Annotated in this window: 21 protein-coding genes; 9 read left to right on the forward strand and 12 right to left on the reverse strand. The window is 65.8% G+C overall.

The genetic code is table 11. The features are described 5' to 3' along the window. Positions 1 to 44: 44 nt before the first annotated feature. Both C8J30_RS06585 and rsmI read right to left on the reverse strand, forming a co-directional pair. Positions 45 to 404 carry a YraN family protein gene (locus C8J30_RS06585; protein ID WP_110804915.1) on the reverse strand — a complete coding sequence of 120 codons (360 nt, stop codon included), beginning with the start codon at positions 402 to 404 and terminating at the stop codon, positions 45 to 47. Then, a complete protein-coding gene (rsmI, locus tag C8J30_RS06590) occupies positions 401 to 1312 on the reverse strand; it encodes a 16S rRNA (cytidine(1402)-2'-O)-methyltransferase (protein WP_110804916.1) in 912 nt (303 codons plus the stop codon). The genes C8J30_RS06585 and rsmI overlap by 4 nt, the downstream gene beginning before the upstream one ends. Before the next feature lie 93 nt (positions 1313 to 1405). Here rsmI and C8J30_RS06595 point away from each other — a divergent pair, with 93 nt between their 5' ends. The 3 genes from C8J30_RS06595 (at position 1406) to murJ (ending at position 6953) form a co-directional block, all read left to right on the forward strand. Next, the gene (locus tag C8J30_RS06595; protein WP_110804917.1) at positions 1406 to 2581 is read left to right on the forward strand and encodes a penicillin-binding protein activator; all 1176 of its coding nucleotides are present in this window, start codon (positions 1406 to 1408) and stop codon (positions 2579 to 2581) included. A 62-nt stretch (positions 2582 to 2643) separates the two neighbouring features. Then, positions 2644 to 5406: a [protein-PII] uridylyltransferase gene (locus tag C8J30_RS06600; RefSeq protein ID WP_110804918.1), complete on the forward strand. Its 2763-nt coding sequence runs from the start codon at positions 2644 to 2646 to the stop codon at positions 5404 to 5406. Further along, the gene (gene murJ, locus C8J30_RS06605; protein WP_110804919.1) at positions 5403 to 6953 is read left to right on the forward strand and encodes a murein biosynthesis integral membrane protein MurJ; all 1551 of its coding nucleotides are present in this window, start codon (positions 5403 to 5405) and stop codon (positions 6951 to 6953) included. The genes C8J30_RS06600 and murJ overlap by 4 nt, the downstream gene beginning before the upstream one ends. Here the strand turns inward: murJ and C8J30_RS06610 are convergent, their stop codons facing one another. After that, complete coding sequence (locus C8J30_RS06610) at positions 6954 to 7637, reverse strand: rhomboid family intramembrane serine protease (protein WP_110804920.1); 684 nt, start codon at positions 7635 to 7637, stop codon at positions 6954 to 6956. It lies immediately after the preceding gene. 86 nt (positions 7638 to 7723) lie between these two features. On the opposite strand from C8J30_RS06610, the gene trpS reads away from it, so the two are divergent. Then, the gene (trpS, locus tag C8J30_RS06615) at positions 7724 to 8776 is read left to right on the forward strand and encodes a tryptophan--tRNA ligase (RefSeq protein WP_110804921.1); all 1053 of its coding nucleotides are present in this window, start codon (positions 7724 to 7726) and stop codon (positions 8774 to 8776) included. Positions 8777 to 8884: 108 nt separating this feature from the next. On the opposite strand, the gene C8J30_RS06620 is transcribed toward trpS, so the two are convergent. From C8J30_RS06620 to C8J30_RS06630, 3 genes are read right to left on the reverse strand one after another with little or no spacing between them, the layout of a single operon-like run. Further along, entirely contained in the window at positions 8885 to 10210 is a 1326-nt protein-coding gene (locus tag C8J30_RS06620; RefSeq protein ID WP_110804922.1) for an MATE family efflux transporter, read from the reverse strand. Further along, positions 10207 to 10713, reverse strand: a complete 507-nt coding sequence (locus tag C8J30_RS06625) for a PaaI family thioesterase (protein WP_110804923.1) — start codon at positions 10711 to 10713, stop codon at positions 10207 to 10209. Before C8J30_RS06625 ends, C8J30_RS06620 begins: the two co-directional genes overlap by 4 nt. Continuing rightward, entirely contained in the window at positions 10710 to 11147 is a 438-nt protein-coding gene (locus tag C8J30_RS06630) for a PaaI family thioesterase (RefSeq protein WP_110804924.1), read from the reverse strand. The genes C8J30_RS06625 and C8J30_RS06630 overlap by 4 nt, the downstream gene beginning before the upstream one ends. Positions 11148 to 11269: 122 nt before the next feature. Here C8J30_RS06630 and C8J30_RS06635 point away from each other — a divergent pair, with 122 nt between their 5' ends. The 3 genes from C8J30_RS06635 (at position 11270) to C8J30_RS06645 (ending at position 14059) form a co-directional block, all read left to right on the forward strand. Beyond that, the gene (locus tag C8J30_RS06635; protein WP_110804925.1) at positions 11270 to 11638 is read left to right on the forward strand and encodes a MerR family transcriptional regulator; all 369 of its coding nucleotides are present in this window, start codon (positions 11270 to 11272) and stop codon (positions 11636 to 11638) included. 228 nt (positions 11639 to 11866) lie between these two features. Continuing rightward, the gene (locus C8J30_RS06640) at positions 11867 to 12241 is read left to right on the forward strand and encodes a MerR family transcriptional regulator (protein ID WP_110804926.1); all 375 of its coding nucleotides are present in this window, start codon (positions 11867 to 11869) and stop codon (positions 12239 to 12241) included. Between the two features lie 42 nt (positions 12242 to 12283). After that, on the forward strand, positions 12284 to 14059 hold the full coding sequence (locus C8J30_RS06645; protein WP_110804927.1) for an acyl-CoA dehydrogenase C-terminal domain-containing protein: 1776 nt from the start codon (positions 12284 to 12286) through the stop codon (positions 14057 to 14059). A gap of 175 nt (positions 14060 to 14234) precedes the next feature. On the opposite strand, the gene C8J30_RS06650 is transcribed toward C8J30_RS06645, so the two are convergent. Beyond that, complete coding sequence (locus C8J30_RS06650; protein ID WP_110804928.1) at positions 14235 to 14996, reverse strand: DUF1013 domain-containing protein; 762 nt, start codon at positions 14994 to 14996, stop codon at positions 14235 to 14237. A gap of 134 nt (positions 14997 to 15130) precedes the next feature. On the opposite strand from C8J30_RS06650, the gene C8J30_RS06655 reads away from it, so the two are divergent. Then, positions 15131 to 15766 (forward strand): ribonuclease T2 family protein, encoded by a 636-nt coding sequence (locus C8J30_RS06655; protein WP_110804929.1) that lies wholly within the window; start codon positions 15131 to 15133, stop codon positions 15764 to 15766. A gap of 80 nt (positions 15767 to 15846) precedes the next feature. Here the strand turns inward: C8J30_RS06655 and C8J30_RS06660 are convergent, their stop codons facing one another. Both C8J30_RS06660 and C8J30_RS06665 read right to left on the reverse strand, forming a co-directional pair. Then, positions 15847 to 16815 carry an NAD(P)H-quinone oxidoreductase gene (locus C8J30_RS06660; protein ID WP_110804930.1) on the reverse strand — a complete coding sequence of 323 codons (969 nt, stop codon included), beginning with the start codon at positions 16813 to 16815 and terminating at the stop codon, positions 15847 to 15849. Between the two features lie 17 nt (positions 16816 to 16832). Then, positions 16833 to 17513 carry a COQ9 family protein gene (locus C8J30_RS06665; protein WP_110804931.1) on the reverse strand — a complete coding sequence of 227 codons (681 nt, stop codon included), beginning with the start codon at positions 17511 to 17513 and terminating at the stop codon, positions 16833 to 16835. A gap of 105 nt (positions 17514 to 17618) precedes the next feature. Between C8J30_RS06665 and rpsU the strand changes: the two genes are divergently transcribed. Beyond that, a complete protein-coding gene (rpsU, locus tag C8J30_RS06670) occupies positions 17619 to 17825 on the forward strand; it encodes a 30S ribosomal protein S21 (protein ID WP_011748553.1) in 207 nt (68 codons plus the stop codon). Between the two features lie 94 nt (positions 17826 to 17919). Here rpsU and C8J30_RS18840 read toward each other — a convergent pair whose 3' ends face one another. The 3 genes from C8J30_RS18840 to C8J30_RS06685 all read right to left on the reverse strand — a co-directional run bounded on the left by C8J30_RS18840 (position 17920) and on the right by C8J30_RS06685 (position 20465). Then, positions 17920 to 19626 (reverse strand): methyl-accepting chemotaxis protein, encoded by a 1707-nt coding sequence (locus tag C8J30_RS18840; RefSeq protein WP_110804932.1) that lies wholly within the window; start codon positions 19624 to 19626, stop codon positions 17920 to 17922. A gap of 1 nt (position 19627) precedes the next feature. Continuing rightward, complete coding sequence (locus C8J30_RS06680; protein WP_220033706.1) at positions 19628 to 19903, reverse strand: hypothetical protein; 276 nt, start codon at positions 19901 to 19903, stop codon at positions 19628 to 19630. A 103-nt stretch (positions 19904 to 20006) separates the two neighbouring features. Next, positions 20007 to 20465, reverse strand: coding sequence for an Lrp/AsnC family transcriptional regulator (locus C8J30_RS06685; protein WP_110804934.1), 459 nt, complete (start codon positions 20463 to 20465; stop codon positions 20007 to 20009). Between the last annotated feature and the right edge of the window lie 63 nt (positions 20466 to 20528).

A 20528-nucleotide genomic window follows, 5' to 3' on the forward strand; every position in this document is an offset into this window, starting at 1 on the left:
GTTGCCTCCTTGATGCCTTGCGCGCCCGGCCGATGCAATCGGGCTCAGTCGAACTGATAGGCGTTCTCGAGGATTTCGATCCGCCCCTGCGCATCCACCAGCGCCACGTCGAACCTGCGGTCGAGATTGGCGCAATCCGGTTGCCCGGCGACGAATTCATCGGCGGAGACGCCGATCCGCTCCAGTTGTCGACGGCTCACCCGCTCGACCGCCCAGGCGTGGGTCTGCGCCCGTTTGACTTCGATGAAGACGACGGTGTCGCCGTCGCGTGCGATCAGATCGATTTCGCCGCCATAGCGACCGCGCCAGCGATGCGCTGCGATCTTGCTGCCACCGCGCTGATAATGCGCTTCGACCTGATGCTCGGCCGCAAGGCCGGAGTGATATGACAAGGCGCCGCTCATCCGTCCTTCTCCATCGCCAAGGCGCGTTGATAGACCTCGCGCCGGGGTAGCCCCAGCATCTCGGCCACTTCCGCCGCCGCATCCTTCACGCTCATCCGCTGCAGCCGGTCCCGCAGCGCCGCTTCGACATCTTCGGGGCCAAACCTCGGCGCCCGGGTGCGATCGACAAGCACGACGATCTCGCCCTTGATCGGCGTATCTGCGCAGCTTTCGACCAGATCCGCCAACGTCCCGCGACGGACTTCCTCGAATCGCTTGGTCAGTTCGCGGCACAGCACGGCCTCTCGATCTGCGCCCAATTCTGAGGCCAGATCGGTTAACATGTCCCTAACGCGCTTTGGCGATTCATAGAAAACCAGCGTTGCGGGCACCTGTGCGAATTCGGCGATCCATTTGCGGCGGGCCTGCGCCGTGTTGGGCGGAAAACCCGCAAACAGGAACCGATCCGAGGGCAGGCCGGACACCGTCAACGCCGCCAGAACCGCCGAGGGGCCCGGCGCGGCAAAGACCCTATGGCCCGCGGCGATCGCGGCCCGGCCGAGTTGAAAGCCCGGATCGGCGACCAGCGGCGTGCCCGCCTCGGAGGCATAGGCCACCGCCTTGCCCTCGGCCAGCGCAGCGAGCAGCCGGGGGCGCACCGCCTCGCCATTATGGTCGTGATAGGCAACGATCGACCGCCCGCCGAGCGCGATGCCGTGAATGTCCATCAGATGGCGCAGGGTCCGGGTGTCCTCGGCCGCCAGCAGATCCGCCTCGCGCAGGATGTCGAGCCCGCGCAGGGTGATGTCCCGCGCCGCCCCGATCGGCGTCGAGACGAAATGCAGACCCGGCGCGGGCTTGCGGCCGCCCGGGCCATATTCCTCGAGCGGGGTCAGCGGCAGGTCGCACTCGTCATCAGGGTCCGTCATCGATCCGCCTACCGTTTCCGAGTCAAGTTTACTTCGCGCGGCGAAACGCTTACGGTTCGCCCAATTTCCCCCGCCGACACGGAGGCCGCTTTCATGTTCGCTGCTTTGCGCACCCCCCGCAACCCCCTGCTGATCTTCGTCACCCTGGTCTCCTCGCTTCTGCTGGCTGCCTGCGAGCCGGTTCCGGGCACGAACACCGGACCGAGCGTCGACAGCGGCGCTGCCGTGCCGGTCGCGCTTCTGGTGCCGGCGGGCTCTGGCAATACCGGCGATGAAACGCTGGCGGCCTCGCTCAAACAGGCGGCGCAGCTCGCGATTTCGGACCTCAACGGGGTGAAGATCGACCTGCGCGTCTACAACACCGGCTCCAGCCCCGATCAGGCGGCGGCGATGGCGACCAAGGCGGTGGACGAAGGCGCGAAGATCATCCTTGGCCCGGTTTTTGCCGAATCCGCGAATGCGGCCGGTCGGGCTGTCGCCAGCCGCGGCGTGAGCGTGCTGTCCTTCTCGAACAACACCGACATCGCGGGCGGCAACGTCTTCGTGCTGGGGCCGACCTTCCCGAACACGGCGAACCGGCTGGCCCGCTTCGCTGCCGCGCAGGGCAAGCGCAACATCATGGTCGTGCATGACCAGACCCCGGCCGGCACGATCGGCGCTGGCGCCGTGCAAATGGCGATTGCGCGCTCGGGTGCTTCGGTGGCGGGCATCGCCTCCTATCCGTTCTCGCAGCAGGGCATCGTCGAGGCGATGCCGACGATCGCGGGTCGGGTGAAGGGCGGCGGCGTCGATGCGATCTTCCTGACCGCCGACACCGCGGGTGCGCTGCCGCTTCTGGCCGAGATGCTGCCCGACAACGGCGTGAACCCGGGGCAGGTGAAGTTCATCGGCCTGACGCGCTGGGACATTCCCCCGGCCACTCTGGCACTGCCGGGGCTGCAGGGCGGCTGGTTCGCGATGCCGGATCCAAACCTGAACAACCGCTTCAAGGAGCGTTACGAGACCGCCTTCGGCGCGGCGCCGCATCCGATCGCGGGGCTCGCCTATGACGGCATCGCCGCGATCGGCGCGCTGGTGAAATCGGGCCGCCCCGATCCGCTCAGCCGCGATGCGCTGACCCAGCCCTCGGGCTTTGTCGGCGTGAATGGCATCTTCCGGCTGCGTCCCGATGGCACGAACGAGCGCGGCCTCGCCGTCGCCGAAATCCGCAACGGGCAGGCTGTCGTCATCGACGCCGCCCCCCGTTCCTTCGGCATGGCCGGGTTCTGATCCCGGCCGTTCCCCGCCGCCGAAACCCGCCGCCGAAAGGCCCCAAGGATCATGAGACGCACGTGAGCGACAGCGCCAGAACCGCCCCGGCCGACACCGGGGCGAGCCTGCTTTTCGACCTTCCCGCCCTGACCGCCCGGCTTGATGCCAGCCTGCAAGGCACGGAACCGCGCAACATCCGCGCCGAGACGGTGCGCCTGCTGATGGCCGAGCGCGATGCCGCCCTGCCGCGGATCGTGGCCGAGTTCGGCGCCCATCCGCGCAAGGCGGGCGAGACTGTCGCCGCCTATGCCGCGATGACCGACGGGCTGGTGCGCGCCGTCTTTCATGTCGCCACCACCCGGCTGCATCCGCTGCAGGCGCCGACCGCGGCCGAGGGGCTTTCGGTTCTGGCCGTCGGCGGCTATGGCCGTGCCGAGATGGCGCCCTTTTCCGATGTCGATCTGCTGTTTCTGACGCCCTGGAAGATCACCCCCTGGGCCGAAAGCGTGATCGAAAGCATGCTTTACATGCTGTGGGATCTGAAGCTGAAGGTCGGCCATTCCTCGCGCACGGTGGAAGACTGCATTCGCCTTGGCCGCGAGGATATCACGATCCGCACGGCGCTTTTGGAAAACCGCTATCTCGACGGCGATGCGGCTTTGGCCGAGCGGCTGAACCAGACCCTGCGCAACGATCTGTTCCGCAATACCGGCCCCGAATTCATCGAGGCGAAACTGGCCGAGCGGTCCGAGCGCCACCGCCGTCAGGGTGGGCAGCGCTATGTGCTGGAGCCCAACGTCAAGGAAGGCAAGGGCGGTCTGCGCGATCTGCAGACGCTCTATTGGATCGCGAAATACCTGCACGGGGTGAACGACACCGCCGATCTGGTCGGTCTGGGCGTCTTCACCGCCGAGGAATATGCGGTCTTCTACGAGGCCGAGGATTTCCTCTGGGCGGTGCGCTGCCATCTGCACCTGATCGCCAACCGCGCCGCCGACCAGCTGTCCTTCGATGCGCAGGTCGAGGTGGCCCGGCGCATGGGCTTTGCCGATACCGCGGGCCGCCGCGGCGTCGAGGTGTTCATGCAGCATTACTTCCGCCATGCGACGCGGGTGGGCGAGCTGACGCGGATCTTCCTCACCGTGCTTGAGGCCCAGCATGCGAAACCGGCGCCGGTGCTGAAACGGCTCTTCCGGCGCAAGAAGCCGCTCAAGGCGCCGTTCTTCGATGATGTCTCGCGCGTCAACGTCGCGGATACCCGGGCCTTTCTCGACGATCCGCTGAACTTCCTGCGCATCTTCGAGGAAGCCCTGCGCACCAACATGCTGCTGCATCCCGATGCGATGCGGCTGATCGCGGCCAATCTCGACCGGATCGACGACCGGCTGCGCGAAAGCCGCGAAGCGGCGCATATCTTCCTTGATCTGCTCTTGAACCACGGCAACCCGGAACGGGTGCTGCGGCGGATGAACGAACTGGGCGCGCTGGCCGCCTATATTCCCGAATTCGAGCCGATCGTGGCGATGATGCAGTTCAACATGTATCACAGCTACACGGTGGACGAGCACACCATCCAGTGCATCTCGACGCTGGCGCAGATCGAACGGCGCGAGCTGATCGAGGAGCTGCCGCTCTCGTCGCATATCCTCGACGAGGGGGTGAACCGGCGGGTGCTTTATGTGGCGCTGCTGCTTCACGACATCGGCAAGGGCCGGCCCGAAGATCACTCGATCCTGGGCGCGCAGATCGCGCGCCGGGTGGCGCCGCGGCTGGGGCTGACGGCCGAGGAAGGCGAGACGGTGGAATGGCTCATCCGCCATCACCTGCTGATGTCGGACGTGGCGCAGAAGCGCGATCTGTCGGACCCGCGCACCATTCGCGATTTCGCCAAGCAGGTGAAGACACGCAAGCGGCTGGATCTGCTGACCGTGCTGACCGTCTGCGATATCCGCGGCGTCGGGCCGAATGTCTGGAACAACTGGAAAGCGACGCTGCTGCGGCGGCTTTATTCCGACACCACCCGGGCGCTCGAGCACGGGCTCGAGGCGGTGAACCGCGAGCAACGCACCGACGAGGCGAAAAAGGCCCTGCGCGAGGCGCTGATCGGCTGGGAGCAAAAGGATATCCGCACCGAACTGGCCCGGCATTACGACCCCTATTGGCAGGGGCTGGGCACGGCGACGCAGGCGATCTTTGCCGATCTGCTGCGGGGCTTGGGCGATGACGAAATCCGCATCGACCTTGATCCCGACCCCGATCACGATGCCACGCGGGCGGCCTTTGCGCTGGCCGATCACCCGGGCATCTTCTCGCGGCTGGCGGGGGCTCTGGCGCTGGTGGGCGCCAACGTCGTAGATGCGCGGACCTATACCTCGAAGGACGGCTATGCGACCGCCGTCTTCTGGGTGCAGGACAGCGAAGGCCACCCCTACGAGGCCTCGAAACTGACCCGCCTTCGCGGGATGATCGAGAAGACGCTGAAGGGCGAGGTGGTGGCGCGCGATGCGCTGAAGGATCGCGACAAGATCAAGAAGCGCGAGCGCGAATTCCGCTTCCCGACCCATATCACCTTCGACAACGAGGGCTCGGATATCTACACGATCGTCGAGGTCGACACCCGCGACCGGCCGGGGCTGCTGTACGATCTGACCCGGGCGCTGGCGTCTTCGAACATCTACATCGCTTCCGCCGTGATCGCGACCTATGGCGCGCAGGTGGTCGACACCTTCTACGTCAAGGACATGTTCGGGCTGAAGCTGCATTCGGGGCAGCGGCAGGAGTCGCTTGAGAAACGGCTGCGCGATGCGATCATCCGCGGCGCCGAACGGGCAGGGCAGGCATGAAACCCATTCGACTGGTCCGCGGTTTTCTGACCGTGGGCGGCTGGACCTTCGGGTCCCGCCTTCTTGGCTTCGTTCGCGACATGATGATGGCGGCCTATCTTGGCTCCGGCCCGGTGGCCGAGGCCTTTCTGGTCGCCTTTTCGCTGCCGAACATGTTCCGCCGCTTCTTCGCCGAGGGCGCGTTCAACATGGCCTTCGTGCCGATGTTCGCGAAAAAGCTCGAAGGCGGCGAGGATGCTCTGGGCTTCGCGCAGGATGCCTTCAAGGGGCTGACGGCGGTCCTGTTCTTCTTCACCATCGTCGGCACCTTGGCGATGCCCTGGCTCGTCTGGGCGATGGCCTCGGGCTTTGCCGGAGATCAGCGCTTCGATCTGGCGGTGCTCTATGGCCAGATCGGGTTCAGCTACATCCTGTTCATCTCGCTTGTCGCGCTGCTTTCCGGCGTCTTGAACGCATTCGGTCATTTCACCGAGGCCTCGCTGGTGCCGGTGCTGATGAACCTGATCTTCATCATCGCGATGGGACTGGCGGATTATGCGGGCTGGGACATGGGGATGACGCTGGCCTGGACGGTGCCCGTCACCGGCGTCGCGCAATTCGCGATGACATGGGTTTCGGCGCATCGGCTGGGCTACACGCTCTTGCCCGGCATTCCGCGCTTCACCCCGGAGTTGAAGCGGCTTCTGATCATCGCCGGGCCCGCGGTTCTGGCGGGCGGCGTCGTGCAGGTGAACCTGATCGTTGGCCGTCAGGTGGCGTCTTTCACCGAGGGCGCGGTGGCCTGGCTTTCCTATGCCGACCGGCTCTATCAGCTGCCGCTGGGCGTCGTCGGCATCGCCATCGGCACGGTGCTGTTGCCGGTGCTGTCGCGCCATCTGCGCGCGGGCGAGCATGACGAGGCCCGCAACAGCTTTTCCCGCGGCGCCGAATTCGCGATCTTCCTGACCCTGCCCGCGGCGGTGGCGCTCGTCGTGATCGCGACGCCGCTGATTTCGGTGCTGTACGATCGCGGCGCGTGGCAGCCCGAAGATACGACCGCCACGGCGCTGGCGCTGGCGGCCTATGGCCTTGGTCTGCCCGCCTTCGTGCTGCACAAGGTGCTGCAACCGCTTTATTACGCGCGCGAAGACAGCCGCAGCCCGTTCCGTTTCGCCGTCGTCTCGATGGTGGTGAACGCGGCTTTCGCCGTCGGCATGATGCCGGTGATGGGCTTCGTCGCCGCCGCTTTGGCCACGACGGTTTCGGGCTGGGTGATGGTCGGGCAACTCTGGTGGGGGGCGCGCAAGATGGGCGACGCCGCCCGCCCAGACGCCCGCTTCTGGCGCAGGCTGTGGCGGATCGGCGTGGTCTCGGGGGTGATGGGGGTGCAGCTCTGGTTCACCGCCGACTGGCTTGCCCCGCAGCTGGCCCAGCACGGCGCCGCGCGCTGGGGTGCGCTGGGCATTCTTTGCGGGTCGGGGATCGCGCTTTACTTCGCGCTGGGGGCTATTGTCGGCGCCTATGGTCTGGGTGAGCTCAAGGGCATGTTGCGCCGCCGTCGCGGCTGATCAGCGCTTGCGGATCTTGCGCAGCAGATGCCCCCAGCCCCCCGGGGCGACGAAGAAGCTGATCAGGAACCCGGCGCCGAAGCCCGAGAACTGCGCGATCCAGTCCGGCCCGGTGCCAAAGAGCGCGCCAAAGACCAGCTGCAAGGCGGCCAGCATCCCGATCAGCGAAAACGCCCGCATCCGGTGCGGATGGCCCGCGCCAAGCCGCATCCAGAGGATCCAGGTGAAGGCACCAATCAGCCCGTAGGCGCCCGGATAGCCGCCGATCAGCATCATCTGGGTGAAGGGCATCAGCGCATAGACGAGCGCGCCGACGAGCGTCGAGCCGATGAAGACGGTCGCCACGGCCCAGCCCGGAAACACCTCGCCGACGAATTTGCCGATCGCCAGAATGAAGACCACGACCATCGCCGCATGGGTCAGATTGAGGTGGACAAAGGCATAGCTGACAAGCCGCAGCAGATCATGCACCGACCAGAGCCCGATTTCGGCCATATGGCGGAAGGTGACCGGATCGAAGCCCAGCTGCCCGAGGATCGCCAACCGCCAGCCCATCGCTTGCGCGCCAAGCGCCCCGGTCGTGCCCAGGGCGAACAGGATCTCGGTCACGATGATCGGCGCGGCCAGAACCCAGACGACGGGCGGCAGCGGGTTGACCGGGTGTTCGTCATGGCCGTGGTGCATTGTCCCTCCTTTTGGGCGCTCATTGACGCCCCGCGCCCTTTAGCGATAAGCGCAAGGCATCCGAATTTCCAGCCCGGAGCGCCCAGATGTCCGAACAGTCGCAACCTACCCCCGAAGAGATCAACGCCAAGTTCACGCCGCGGATCTTTTCCGGCATCCAGCCCTCGGGCAACCTGACGCTCGGCAATTATCTGGGGGCGCTGAAGCGGTTCGCTCAAAAGCAGGACGAGGGCATCGAGACGATCTATTGCCTCGTCGATCTGCATGCGGTCACGGTCTGGCAAGACCCCGAAGCGCTGAAGAAACAGACCCGCGAGGCGGCGGCGGCCTTCATCGCCTCGGGCATCGACCCGGCGCGCTCGGTGCTGTTCAATCAATCGCAGGTCTCGGCCCATGCGGAACTGGGCTGGCTGTTGAACTGTGTCGCGCGGATGGGCTGGATGAACCGCATGACGCAGTGGAAGGACAAGGCGGGCAAGAATGCCGAGAAGCAGTCGCTGGGCCTGTTTGCCTATCCCTCGCTGATGGCGGCGGACATCCTGCTTTATCACGCGACGATGGTGCCGGTGGGCGAGGATCAGAAACAGCATGTGGAGCTGTGTCGCGACATCGCCGCGAAGTTCAACCATGACTATGGGGTCGACTTTTTCCCGGCGCCGCTGCCGCTGATCGAGGGCGTCGCGACCCGGGTGATGAGCCTGCGCGACGGCTCGAAGAAGATGTCGAAATCGGACCCCTCCGATGCCAGCCGGATCAACCTGACCGACGATGCCGACACGATCGCGAAGAAGTTCCGCAAGGCTGTGACCGATCCCGAGCCGCTGCCCGACAGCCTTGAAGGGCTTGAGGGCCGGGCAGAGGCGCGCAACCTTGTGAACATCTATGCGGCGCTGGCCGACAAGACCCCCGCCGAGGTGATTGCGGACTACGCCGGGCAGGGGTTCGGGGTGTTCAAACCGGCGCTGGCCGATCTGGCGGTCTCGAAGCTCGAGCCGATCTCGACCGAGATGAGCCGGCTGATGAACGACCCGGCCGAGATTGACCGGATTCTGGGCAAGGGCGCAGACAAGGCCGATGCGATCGCCCAGCCGATCCTGCAAAAGACGCTCGAGATCATGGGGATGATCCGCTCGCGGTAAGCGACGGAGGCGGGGGCTCTGCCCCCGCACCCCCGGGATATTTGAGGCAAGATAAAGATCAGCCCCTTTATCTTGCCTCAAATATCCCGGGGGGTGACTGACCGCAGGTCAGAGGGGGGCAGCGCCCCCCTGCGCCGGTGCGGCTTTCGCCTCGGCCCGGGGATAAAGCCACGCCATCGTCACGCCGCGCGCGAGGTTCAGCACCATCAACGCCGCCCAGAGCCCGTGATTGCCGAACGCGGGGATCAGGGCGCAGAGCGCGGCGATATAGATCGCCACCGAAAGCAGCATCGCATTGCGCATCTCGCGGGTCAGCGTCGCGCCGATGAAGATGCCGTCGAACATCCAGGCGGCAATCCCGATCAGCGGCGCCAATCCCATCCAGGGCAGGTAGGTCCGGGCGGTTTCCCGCACTTCGGGCGCGGTGGTCATCGTGTCGATGATCGTGCCGCCGAAGATCACGAAGCCTGCCGCCAAAAGCGCCGCGCCGCCTGCGCCCCATTGCGCGGCGACGATTGCCGCGCGGCGTAACCGGGCGGGGGAGCGGGCGCCGACCGCCTGTCCGACGAGGCTTTCCGCGGCGAAGGCGAAGCCGTCGAGCGCATAGGCGGTGATTTCCAGAAACTGCAGCAGCACCTGATTGGCGGCCAGTTTCACATCGCCCTGACCCGCGCCCAGAAACAGGAAGGTGGTGAAGCTGCCCTGCAGGATCACCGAGCGGATCATGATGTCGGTATTGACCCGCGCCATCTGCTTGAGCGGCGCCGCGGCCAAGATCACCGCCCGGCTCAGCCCTGGCACAAGGGCCGCGCGGGCAAGCCAGAGCGCCAGCACCAGCCCCGAGAGTTCGGCGATCAGCGTCGCCGCCGCCACCCCCTTCACGCCGAGCCCGAGGCCAAGCACGAACCACAGATCCAGCCCGACATTCAACCCGTTCATCAGCAGTTGCAGCACCAGCACCGCGCGGGTGCGTTCCAGCGCGATCAGCCAGCCGGTGAAGGCGTAAAGCGAGATCGTGGCAGGGGCGCCCCAGATCCGGATCGACAGGTAATCGCGCGCAAGCGTCTCGACCTCGGGCGAGGCGGGGGCGATCTGGAAGGCGGCCCAGAGGACGGGGGATTGCAGCACGATCAGGCACAGACCCGCCAGCCAGCCGATCAGGACGGCGCGGATCAGCCCGGCCGAGACCTCGAGACTGTCGCCCTCGCCCCGGGCCTGGGCCACGAGCCCCGTGGTGCCCATGCGCAGAAAGCCGAAGATCCAGTAGACCGAGGCCAGCACCACCGCGCCGAGGCCGACGGCGCCAATGGGCGCGGCCTGTCCCATCTGCCCGACGACGGCCGTATCGACCGCACCCAGAAGTGGCACGGTCGCATTCGAGATCACGATCGGAAGCGCAATGCGCAGCACCCGGCCGTGGCTGATCTGGTTCATTCCTCGCGGTCCGGCATCAGGAAATGCCCGGTCGCCTGCGCGAAAAGTTTCGCCCGGTTGTCCTGCCAGGCCTCGACATGAACCGAGGCATAGCGCCGCCCGGAGCGGTTCACCCGCGCCCGCGCATAGGCATCGCGCGGCAGGCCGGAGCGCAGGTAATCCACGGTGAAATCGATGGTTTTCGGCAGTCGCGGCAGCACCGTCTCCGGGCCGGTAAGGTCGATCAGGCCGGCCTCCATCTCTTCCCAAAGCAGCGTCCACGACAGCTCCATGATCGCGGCGACTTCCAGGAAAGCCGCGGTCACGCCGCCGTGGATCGCCGGGATCAGGGGATTGCCGATCAGCTTGTCGTCATAGCGCATCACCGCGGTCAATTCGTCGCCGCGACGGTCGAATTCGATGCCGAGGAACTGGATATAGGGCACGCCGGACACAAGCGCGCGCAAGGCGGCATCGCGGCGGCCTTTCACCAGATGCACGGGTTCGGGCTTCGGGCGGCTCATTGCGCACCCCCTTTCGGGCGTTCGACGGTAAAGGCGCCGGTGGCCGAGGCGACGGGCAGGCCCGCTTCCTCGTCATGGGCGGTGGCGCGCAAAAACGCCACGGTGCGGGTGATGTGATAGACCTCTGCCCGGGCGGTGATGCGCTGGCGGGGCGTGGCCGCGCGCATGTAATCGATGCGCAGGTCGATCGTCGCCGTGCCCGCGGGCGCCTCGGGGTGGCTCATCACTGCAGCCCCGCAGCAGGTATCGAGCAGCGCCGAGACCGCGCCGCCGTGAATGACCCCGGTGCGCGGATCGCCCACCAGATCTTCGCGCCACTCCATCGACAGTTCCGCCGCTCCGCCGCCGATCGCGTCAAGACGCATCCCCAGCGCGCGGGCATGCGGGATCGCCTCGATGAACATCCGCGCCTGTTTCAGCTTTGCCTCGTCCATGTGCCCTCCGGTTTCGGCCACGATGCCGTGACGTTGCGACCAAGGCAAGCCACACGCGGCGCGAGAGAGGTTGATGCTGCGTCAACCGCGCGTTAGCTTCGCCCGCGAGGGGGGAGCAAGCCATGGCAGACGTGCTGAGCTTCAAGGAAATGTGCGCGCGCTTCGACGTCACGCCGCGAACGCTGCGCTATTACGAATATATCGAGCTGCTGGCGCCGCAGAAGGAAGGCCGGGCCCGGTTCTATGGCCCGCGCGAAGTGGCGCGGATGACGCTGATCCTGCGCGGGCGCCGCTTCGGCTTCAGCCTGGAAGAGCTGCGGCAGTGGCTCTTGATCTACGATCATCAGGGCACCGAGGCGCAGAACCGCGCCTGGATCGAACTGGCCGACCGGCAGCTGGGCGTTCTGGGCAAGCAGCTTGACGAGCTGCAGGCGGCGATCACCGACCTGCGCGCGCTGCGCGACGATGTCGCCCGGATCCTCACCGACTGACCTCGAATCGGCCTTCTTTCAGGGCCATCTTTTCCGCTGTGCGATCACTTTGCCCGCCCGTCGCGGGTAACCGGATTTCCATTTTGATGCGCTTTTCTGTCTGACATTACGTCAACGTAACCGTGACGCGACGTTACAGTGACGCGAACGTCAACCAAACTTGTAATGTGATGGTGGAAACTCGATCTGCCGCCTTACGTTACGCAAAGGGAAGCAAGGGGCGGCACGATGAGTGACGACGTGATGACGATCCGCGAGATGTGCGATGCGTTCGAGGTGACGCCCCGCACCTTGCGGTTCTACGAGGCGAAGGAGCTGCTGTTTCCGGTCCGCGAGGGGCAGAAACGGCTGTTCACCCGGCGCGACCGGGCGCGGTTGAAACTGATCCTGCGCGGCAAGCGCTTCGGCTTCAGCCTCGAGGATATTCGCCAGCTGCTGGACCTCTATGACATGGGGGACCAGCAGAAGACGCAGATGGCCGAGACGCTGAAACTGGCGCGTCAGAGGCTGAGGGAGATGGAGCGTCAGCGCGACGAACTCGGTCAGGCGATCGACGAGTTGGCGGCGCAGATCGCCTGGGGCGAGGGGAAGCTGGCAGAGTAGGCCGCGCTCCTTTCCCGGGTCGGAGGGAAAAGGGAGAGACCCATGCCGAGCTATACCGCGAACATCCGTGACATGCAGTTCGTGCTGCACGAGGTGCTGAACGTCTCCGGGCAGGATGTGCCCGGCTATGCCGATCTGGAGCGTGATTTCACCGAGGCCGTGCTGGATGCGGCGGGCAAGGTGGCCTCCGAGGTGCTGGCGCCGCTGAATGCGGTCGGCGACACGCAGGGCTGCAAGCTGGAAAATGGCACCGTGCGCACGCCCGCAGGCTTCGACAAGGCTTTCGCCGCGATGAAGGAAGGCGGCTGGACCGCGCTGGATTGCAACCCCGATTATGGCGGGCAGGGGATGCCCTATGTGATCAACTGCGCCGTGGGCGAGATGTTCGTGTCGGCCAACATGGCCTTCAACATGTATCAGGGCCTGACGCATGGCGCGGTCTCGGCGATCGAGGCGCATGGGACTGACGCGCAAAAGGCGACCTATCTGCCGAAAATGGTGGCCTGCGACTGGACCGGGACGATGAACCTGACCGAGCCGCATTGCGGCACCGATCTGGGGCTGTTGCGCACCAAGGCCGAGCCGCAGGCGGATGGCAGCTACAAGATCACCGGCACGAAGATCTTCATCTCGGCGGGCGAGCATGATCTGGCCGAGAACATCATCCATCTGGTGCTGGCCAAAGCGCCGGGCGGTGGCGAGGGAACGAAGGGGATTTCGCTCTTCATCGTGCCGAAGTTTCTGGTGAATGCCGATGGCAGCTTGGGCGCCCGCAATGCGGTGAGCGTCGGCAAGGTCGAGCACAAGATGGGCATTCACGGCTCGGCGACCTGCGTGATGAACTATGACGGCGCGATGGGCTATCTGCTGGGCGAGCTGCACAAGGGCATGCGCGCGATGTTCACGATGATGAACGAGGCGCGGCTGGGCGTGGGTCTGCAGGGCTATGCGGTGGCCGAGGCCGCCTATCAGAACGCGCTGGCCTATGCGAAGGACCGGCTGCAGGGCCGCGCCGTGACCGGCGTCGCGAACCCCGCGGGGGCGGCCGATCCGCTGATCGTGCACCCCGACATTCGCCGGTCGCTGATGGATCAGAAGAGCTTCCTCGAAGGGGCGCGGGCCTTCACCTATTGGGGCGCGACGCTGATCGACCGCGCGCATGGGCTGCAGGATGCGGGGGCCGAGGGGCTGATCTCGCTGATGACGCCGGTGATCAAGGGCTTCCTGACCGACAAGGGTTTCGAGACCTGCGTGCTGGCGCAGCAGGTCTGGGGCGGGCATGGCTATATCGAAGAACAGGGGATGAGCCAGTTCGTTCGCGATGCCCGGATCGCGATGATCTACGAAGGCGCGAACGGTGTGCAGGCGCTCGATCTGGTCGGGCGCAAGCTCGCGGCCGAGGGTGGCAAGCCGCTGATGGGCTTTTTCGAGATGGTCAAGGCCGAGTGCAAGGCGCATGACGGCGACGAGCGGATGAAGCCCTTCACCGATGCGCTGAAGGTGGCCTCGAAGCAGATGCAGGCGGCGGGGATGTTCTTCCTGCAGAATGCCGCGAAGAACCCGGATGCGGCGCTCTCGGGCAGCTATGACTTCATGCATCTGATGGGGCATGTCTGCCTGGGACTTATGTGGACGCGGATGGCCGCGGCGGCGCATGCGGCGCTGGACGGCGGGGCCTCGGATCGGGCCTTCTACGAGGCAAAGATCACCACCGGGCGCTATTACATGGCGCGGCACCTGCCCGCCTGCGGATTGCATCTGGCGCGGATCGAAAGCGGCGCGGAGACGGTGATGGGGCTGTCGGTCGACCAGTTTTGAGCGGGCGCAGATTTCGCCTCGGGCTTGCGCCCGAGGCGACCCGCCGGGGGCTCCGCCCCCGGACCCCCGGCGTATTGGGACCAAGAAGAAGCGGAACCCGGTTTCGAGGTTCGAAAATGGAAGAGGGGCCCTTCCGGCGAAGGAAGGGCCTCTTGCTTTTGAAACGGCGGAACGATCAGCGGCGCGGATCGTGGCTGTCGTCTTCATCCTCGTCGTCGTCGCCATGCGGCAGGTTGAAGAAGCTGTCGGCATCCGAGAAGTCTTTCGGATCCTCGGGCTCTTCGTCGCGCGGATCGAGGCCGAAGCCCTCGATGCCGGTGCCCGGCAGACGCGGCTCGGTGCTCATGCCGAGGCTCTGCTCGGTCGACACCAGTTTCCGGCGCTCGTCATCGCTCATCACGCCGTCGGCGGCGCGTTTCTTCGCGGCCTTCTGCACTTCGCTGTCGAGTTCCGACTGACGGCAGAGACCGAGCGCGACCGGATCGATGGCGGTCATCGAACCGATATTCCAATGCGTGCGCTCGCGGATCGAGGCGATCGTCGGTTTCGTCGTGCCGACCAGACGGGCGATCTGCGCATCGGCAAGCTCGGGGTGGAACTTGACCAGCCAGAGGATCGCATTCGGGCGGTCCTGACGCTTGGAGAGCGGCGTGTAGCGCGGCCCGCGGCGCTTGTCCTCGCCGACGGCGGCGGCGTTGAACTTGAGGCGCAGCTTGTAGATCGGGTCTTTCTCACCCTTTTCAATTTCGCGCGGGTCGAGCTGGTTCGAGCCGACCGGATCGAAGCCCTTCACCCCCACCGCGACGTCGCCATCCGCAATCCCCTGCACCTCGAGCTCATGCATGCCGCAGAAATCGGCGATCTGCTTGAAGGTCAGGGTCGTATTGTCCACGAGCCAAACGGCGGTGGCCTTCGCCATCAGGGGCTTGTTCGTCATCGGAGCGATCCTCTACACATATCTCTCCCGGGCCGAGAAATCGGCTGCGGCCCGGGTTCCCCCCGGCCGCGGTCCATCTCTGGTGGGGAATTGCCGGACTATATAGGGCCGAATGGCTGCGGAGGAAAGAGAAAATGAGACTTTTCGCCATTTGTGCCGCAGTTCTGATTGGCTCGACCGCCTTTGCCGAGGGCGAGCGGGCGGGCGATTTCGACTATTATGTGCTGGCGCTGAGCTGGTCGCCCGGATGGTGTGCGACCGAGGGCAGGGACCGGGACGCCCGCCAATGCGATCCGGGCAGCGGCGCCGCATTCGTGCTGCACGGGCTTTGGCCGCAATTCGAGGAGGGCTATCCGAGCTATTGCCGCAGTTCGGTGCGGGATCCGTCGCGGGCGCAATCGGCGGCGATGGCGGATGTGATGGGCTCGGACGGGGCGGCCTGGTATCAGTGGAAGAAGCACGGCCGCTGTTCCGGTCTGGCGGCGGCGGACTATTTCGCAACGGCGCGGAAAGCCTATGCGAGCATCGCGGTTCCGAAGCCGTTTCAAGCGCTTGCGCGGGATCTGCGGTTGCCTGCCTCTGTGGTCGAGGACGCTTTTCTGGACGCCAATCCGGGGCTGTCGCGCGAGTCTGTGACGGTGACCTGTGAGGGCGACCGGATCGACGAGGTGCGGATCTGTCTGACGAAGGATCTGGCGCCGCGGCGCTGCGGGGCGGATGTGCGGCGCGAGTGCAGCCTGCGCGATGCCCTGATGGAGCGCGTGCGATAAGCACCTGAAAGGGCGTATTTGAACCAGGAAAAGCCGCAGGGGTTCTTCTTGGCGCAAATACGCCCTGTCCGGGGGCGTTCTCAGGAGAGGCGCAGCACGATCTTGCCAATATGGGCGCTTGATTCCATGCGCGCATGGGCGGCCGCGGCCTCTTCCAGCGGGAAGACGCTGTCCTGCACCACCTTGAGCTTGCCCGCCTCGACCATCGGCCAGACTTGCGCGCGCAGTTGCCGGGCGATCTCGGCCTTGGCGGCGTCGGATTGCGGCCGCAGGGTCGAGCCGGTGATCGTCAGGCGCCGCAGCATCACCTGGGCGAAGTTGATCTCGGCCTTCGGGCTTTCGAGGAAGGCGATGAAGACCATCCGCCCCTCGTCCGCCAAGGCCTTGAGGTTGCGGGCGATATAGCTGCCGCCCACCATGTCGAGGATCAGGTTCGCGCCGCCCTCGGCGCGCAGGATCTCGGCGAAATCGGCCGCGCGGTAGTTGATTGCGGTGGCGCCCAAGGTTTCGCAGGCGGCGCATTTCTCGGCGCTTCCCGCGGTCGCCCAGACCCGGGCGCCGAGCGCGCGGGCGATCTGGATCGCCGTCGTGCCGATGCCGGAGGAGCCGCCATGGACCAAAAACCGCTCGCCCGCCGAAAGGCCGCCGCGCATCACCACGTTCGACCAGACGGTGAAGCAGGTCTCGGGCAGGCAGGCGGCGTCGCGCAGGCTGGTTCCGACCGGGATCGGCAGGGCATGGGCGGCGGGGCATGTTGCATAGTCGGCATAGCCGCCGCCGGGCAGGAGCGCGCAGACCGGATCGCCGACCGACCAGCCGGACACGCCGGGGCCGAGCGCCGCGACATGGCCCGAGCATTCGAGCCCGGGCAGGTCCGAGGCGCCGGGCGGGGCCTTGTAGGCGCCCGCGCGTTGCAGCGCATCGGGGCGGTTCACCCCGGCATAGGCGATCTCGATCAGGATCTCGCCCGGGCCGGGGACCGGAACGGCGCGGCTGGCAAGTTTCAGCACCTCGGGGCCGCCGGGGGCGGTGATCTCGATGCAGCGCATCGACTGCGGCAGGGCTTTCAAAGCGTGTCCCCCCGCGGCGAGAGACTGCCCGGCGCGGTCCGCGGCCCCGGCGCGCGAATCGTGTCGAGGAAACCGCGCAGGCCGGGCAGGCGCAGCAGCCCGCCCTTGATCTTTTCGAACTGCAGCACGTCCTCGATCCGGTGGTTCAGGAAGGCCCAGGTGTCGGCATGCTCGGGGCTTTCGTCGCCGATCCAGAACAGCACCGTCGCCGAGAACACGCCCGACAGCGTCAGGCGCTTCGAATACCAGTTGTAATCGCGGCTCTCATCGCCAAGGCCGAGCCAGATCGTATCGGCGGTTTCCCAGACGAGTCGCCCGCCCAGCGCCATGTTCTGCGGCAGGGCAAAGGCGGAACTGGCGCGGCGGACAAGCTCGGCATCGACCATGCCGATGCGCATCTTCACCGCTGCCGCCACCTTGTCGCGGAAGCGAAGGTCCTGAAAATCTTGCTCTTTCAGCGCCGCAGCCAGCGCCCGGTCAGCGGCGCGGTGATATTCTGCCGCCAGATCGATGGCGCCGCGCGGGCAGACAAGCCGCGCAAGCGTCGGATCGACGCCGAGGTCGGTCACTGCCGCGGCAAAGGCCGGATCGGACCAGCCATCGAAAGGCACATGCGGCGTGATCGCCTCGAGCAGGTCGGCCCGCAGGCGCGATGCCTCCAAATGGTCGTTTTTCATTGCTTTTCCCTTGCGCGGCAGCGGTGGACAAATGTCCGGACCTTTGCTATATGGCCGCTTCCTGCAAACTGATGCAACTCAAACTTAGGAAGGTGGTGACACCACATGCAGGTCAGCGTTCGCGACAACAACGTCGAACAAGCGCTTCGTGCCCTGAAGAAAAAACTTCAGCGCGAGGGGGTTTTCCGTGAAATGAAGCTCAAGCAGCATTTCGAAAAGCCGTCCGTGAAGAAAGCGCGCGAGAAAGCTGAAGCCGTTCGCCGTGCCCGTAAACTGGCGCGGAAGAAAGCTCAGCGCGAAGGCGCACTTTAAGAGGCGTTTGATAACGCTGGCGGGCTTGCCCGCACCGCGAACCCCCGTGGCTCAGCCAACGGGGGTTTCTGGTTTTTGGGGGGGGCAGTCTGGCTCAGGCCACGCGGCGCTGCGCTGCATCCATCGATTCGGTGCGGAACAGGATCATTGCCTCGCGCAACTGTGCCGACATGCCCGACAGCACCCGGCTCGCGGCCGTCGTTTCCTCGAACATGGCCACGTTCTGCTGCGTCACCGCATCGAGTTGCTCGACCGAGCCGTTGATCTCGGTCAGGGCGCGGGATTGCTCCTCGGCCGAGCGGGCGATTTCGGCGACCCGGGCCGAGATGTTTTCCACCGCAGCGACGATGCCATCGAGCGTGGTGACCATCTGGTTCACCAGGTCCACGCCGGTCTTCACCTGCCGTTCGGATGATTGGATCAGCGTCGAAATCTCGCGTGCGGAGGCCGAGGAGCGCTGAGCCAGATCGCGCACCTCCGAGGCCACGACGGCGAAGCCGCGGCCCGCCTCGCCCGCGCGGGCGGCTTCGACCCCGGCGTTCAGGGCCAGCAGGTTGGTCTGGAAAGCGATGTCGTCGATGACCGAGGTGATCGAGGCGATCTGATGCGAGCTCTGCTCGATTTCGCCCATGGCGCGGATCGAGGCGCCGACAACATGTGTGCTGTCGCGCGCCATCTTTTCCGCGGCCTGCGCCGCCTGCGCGGCCGAAGTTGCCATCTGCGCGGCAGACCCCACCGAACTCGACAATTCGTTCATCGCCGAAGCGGTGGTGGCCAGCGCATGCGCCTGCCGTTCCGTCCGCGCCGAGAGATTTTCAGAGGCCGAGGTGATGTCGGCGATCTGGGCGGTGATCTCTTCCGAGCAGGACAGCGCCACCCCGATCGCCTGGGCCAACTGGGTCACGGCGGCGTTGAAATCCTCGCTCAGCGAGCCGTAATCGCCGCCCTCAAGCCGGGCCAGCCGCACGGTCAGATCGCCGCCCGACAGGGCCCGCAGCACGTCGCGCAGGCGGGTGACGACCTCTTCCTGGCGTGCGGTATGGACATTGCGCTCGTCCGCCAGACGGGCGGAGGCTTCCAGTGCGCGGGCATTGGCTTCGGCCGCGGAGCGGGCTGTCGCCTCGGCCTCGGCGCGCAGGGCATGGGCCTCCTGCGCCACCTTTTCCGACTCGCGCCGACGGGTTTCGGCCTGCTGGGCGGCCTCTTCGGCGCGGCGCTGGGCTTCTTCGGCGTGGTGGGACATCTGATGCACGCTCTCGAGTTGCGCCGAAAGCGACGCCTCCATCCGCTGGCGATAGATCACGCTGGCAATCAGAACCGCGGTTTCCGCCACCACCAGGGCGCCGTGGAACAGGGTACGCAGGATGTTGGGCCAAAGTTCATTGCTGGGATAGACGAGACTTGGCACCAGAACGCTGAGCGAGAGGTGATGCAGCGCGATCGTGGCGGCCGAAATCAGCAGCACGCGGATGTCGACCATCGCCCCGAGCGTGGCCAGAACCGCGAAATAAACCATATGGCTGTCGATCTGCCAGGGTTGTCCGGACAGGGCGGCGGTAAAGGCGATCGCCTGACCGACGAGCCCCTGCGCCACCAGAGTGCGCCCGCTGGTGCATTCCCCGCGCAGATAGCCAAGCCCGGCAACGCCTGCAAAGGCCCAGGCGATCAGGCTTGCGGCCAGCGCCGCCGTGCCGACGTAAATCGCGACACCGGTGATGAGGACGGCACAGGCGAGCGTTGCAAGCAGAAAAAGCCGCAACCGGATCGAGATCACGTCCTGTTCCGTCGAGGGGGTCGTCATGTCAGTAAACTCCACAAAATGCGGTGACGGTCGCTGCGTCGACCACCGCCCAGGCGCCGGCATCGGACAGGCGCCCTGCCGCGCCCGGGTCCGACGCGGCCACCAGATGTCCAAGAGGGGCCTCGGTCGGGCCGATCAGATGCGCGCCCGCTTTTTCGGCGATCAGATCTGCGCTGCGCCAAGGGGGGACGACGATGACCCAAGGGCCAGCCCCCGATGCCTTTGCATCAAAAAGCGCCCCCGCGGGAGCGATCGTTATGGACAGGGCGAGAACCATGAATTCGAGTCGCATCGAAGCCTCCTCCCGGAAGCCTAGGCGCAAGCTCTTAACAACCGATGTTCAGGCTTCTTAAGCGCTGAAACTTGTGTGCAAATTCTGCTCAGATCGGCAGCGCGGTGGTCTTGAAGACGGTGCGCAGCGCGAAGGAGCTCTGCATGCCCTGCACGCCCGGCAACCGCGCCAGTTTCGAGCGGTGGATGCGGGCGAAATCCTCGGTATCCTCGGCCACGACCTTCAGCAGATAGTCGGCCGAGCCCGCCATCAGATGGCATTCGAGCACGTCGGGGATCTTTTTCACCTCGCGTTCGAAGGCTTCAAGCACCTCGTCCGCCTGACCCGAGAGCGTGATCTCGACGAAGACGGTGGTCGGGCGACCCAGCCGACGCGCGTCGAGCAGGGCGACGTAATCCTTGATGTAGCCCTCTTCCTCGAGCCGTTGCACCCGGCGGTGGCAGGCCGAGGCCGAGAGGTTGACCCGTTCGGAAAGTTCGGCGTTCGAGATCCGCCCCTGCTTTTGCAATACGGTCAGGATCCGGCGATCTGTGGCGTCAAGGCTCATGGGGGCGCAAGTTTCTTCGAAGGTGAGGGGGTTCCATCGAAGATATGGGCGGGGAATGGTGCG

The organism is Rhodobacter viridis, from assembly GCF_003217355.1.
In the GTDB taxonomy this organism is placed as follows: Bacteria; Pseudomonadota; Alphaproteobacteria; order Rhodobacterales; family Rhodobacteraceae; genus Rhodobacter; species Rhodobacter viridis.

Bases quoted from the DNA above. Each gene is read 5' to 3' on its own strand.
- C8J30_RS06650 (WP_110804928.1), bottom strand. From the start codon at position 14,996: ATGACGAACAAGCCCCTGATGGCGAAGGCCACCGCCGTTTGGCTCGTG.
- C8J30_RS06655 (WP_110804929.1), top strand. From the start codon at position 15,131: ATGAGACTTTTCGCCATTTGTGCCGCAGTTCTGATTGGCTCGACCGCC.
- C8J30_RS06620 (WP_110804922.1), bottom strand. From the start codon at position 10,210: ATGAACCAGATCAGCCACGGCCGGGTGCTGCGCATTGCGCTTCCGATC.
- C8J30_RS06610 (WP_110804920.1), bottom strand. From the start codon at position 7,637: ATGCACCACGGCCATGACGAACACCCGGTCAACCCGCTGCCGCCCGTC.
- C8J30_RS06685 (WP_110804934.1), bottom strand. From the start codon at position 20,465: ATGAGCCTTGACGCCACAGATCGCCGGATCCTGACCGTATTGCAAAAG.
- C8J30_RS06645 (WP_110804927.1), top strand. From the start codon at position 12,284: ATGCCGAGCTATACCGCGAACATCCGTGACATGCAGTTCGTGCTGCAC.
- C8J30_RS06635 (WP_110804925.1), top strand. From the start codon at position 11,270: ATGGCAGACGTGCTGAGCTTCAAGGAAATGTGCGCGCGCTTCGACGTC.
- C8J30_RS06680 (WP_220033706.1), bottom strand. From the start codon at position 19,903: ATGGTTCTCGCCCTGTCCATAACGATCGCTCCCGCGGGGGCGCTTTTT.
- C8J30_RS06585 (WP_110804915.1), bottom strand. From the start codon at position 404: ATGAGCGGCGCCTTGTCATATCACTCCGGCCTTGCGGCCGAGCATCAG.
- C8J30_RS18840 (WP_110804932.1), bottom strand. From the start codon at position 19,626: ATGACGACCCCCTCGACGGAACAGGACGTGATCTCGATCCGGTTGCGG.
- C8J30_RS06660 (WP_110804930.1), bottom strand. From the start codon at position 16,815: ATGCGCTGCATCGAGATCACCGCCCCCGGCGGCCCCGAGGTGCTGAAA.
- murJ (WP_110804919.1), top strand. From the start codon at position 5,403: ATGAAACCCATTCGACTGGTCCGCGGTTTTCTGACCGTGGGCGGCTGG.
- rsmI (WP_110804916.1), bottom strand. From the start codon at position 1,312: ATGACGGACCCTGATGACGAGTGCGACCTGCCGCTGACCCCGCTCGAG.
- C8J30_RS06625 (WP_110804923.1), bottom strand. From the start codon at position 10,713: ATGAGCCGCCCGAAGCCCGAACCCGTGCATCTGGTGAAAGGCCGCCGC.
- C8J30_RS06640 (WP_110804926.1), top strand. From the start codon at position 11,867: ATGAGTGACGACGTGATGACGATCCGCGAGATGTGCGATGCGTTCGAG.
- C8J30_RS06630 (WP_110804924.1), bottom strand. From the start codon at position 11,147: ATGGACGAGGCAAAGCTGAAACAGGCGCGGATGTTCATCGAGGCGATC.
- trpS (WP_110804921.1), top strand. From the start codon at position 7,724: ATGTCCGAACAGTCGCAACCTACCCCCGAAGAGATCAACGCCAAGTTC.
- rpsU (WP_011748553.1), top strand. From the start codon at position 17,619: ATGCAGGTCAGCGTTCGCGACAACAACGTCGAACAAGCGCTTCGTGCC.
- C8J30_RS06665 (WP_110804931.1), bottom strand. From the start codon at position 17,513: ATGAAAAACGACCATTTGGAGGCATCGCGCCTGCGGGCCGACCTGCTC.
- C8J30_RS06595 (WP_110804917.1), top strand. From the start codon at position 1,406: ATGTTCGCTGCTTTGCGCACCCCCCGCAACCCCCTGCTGATCTTCGTC.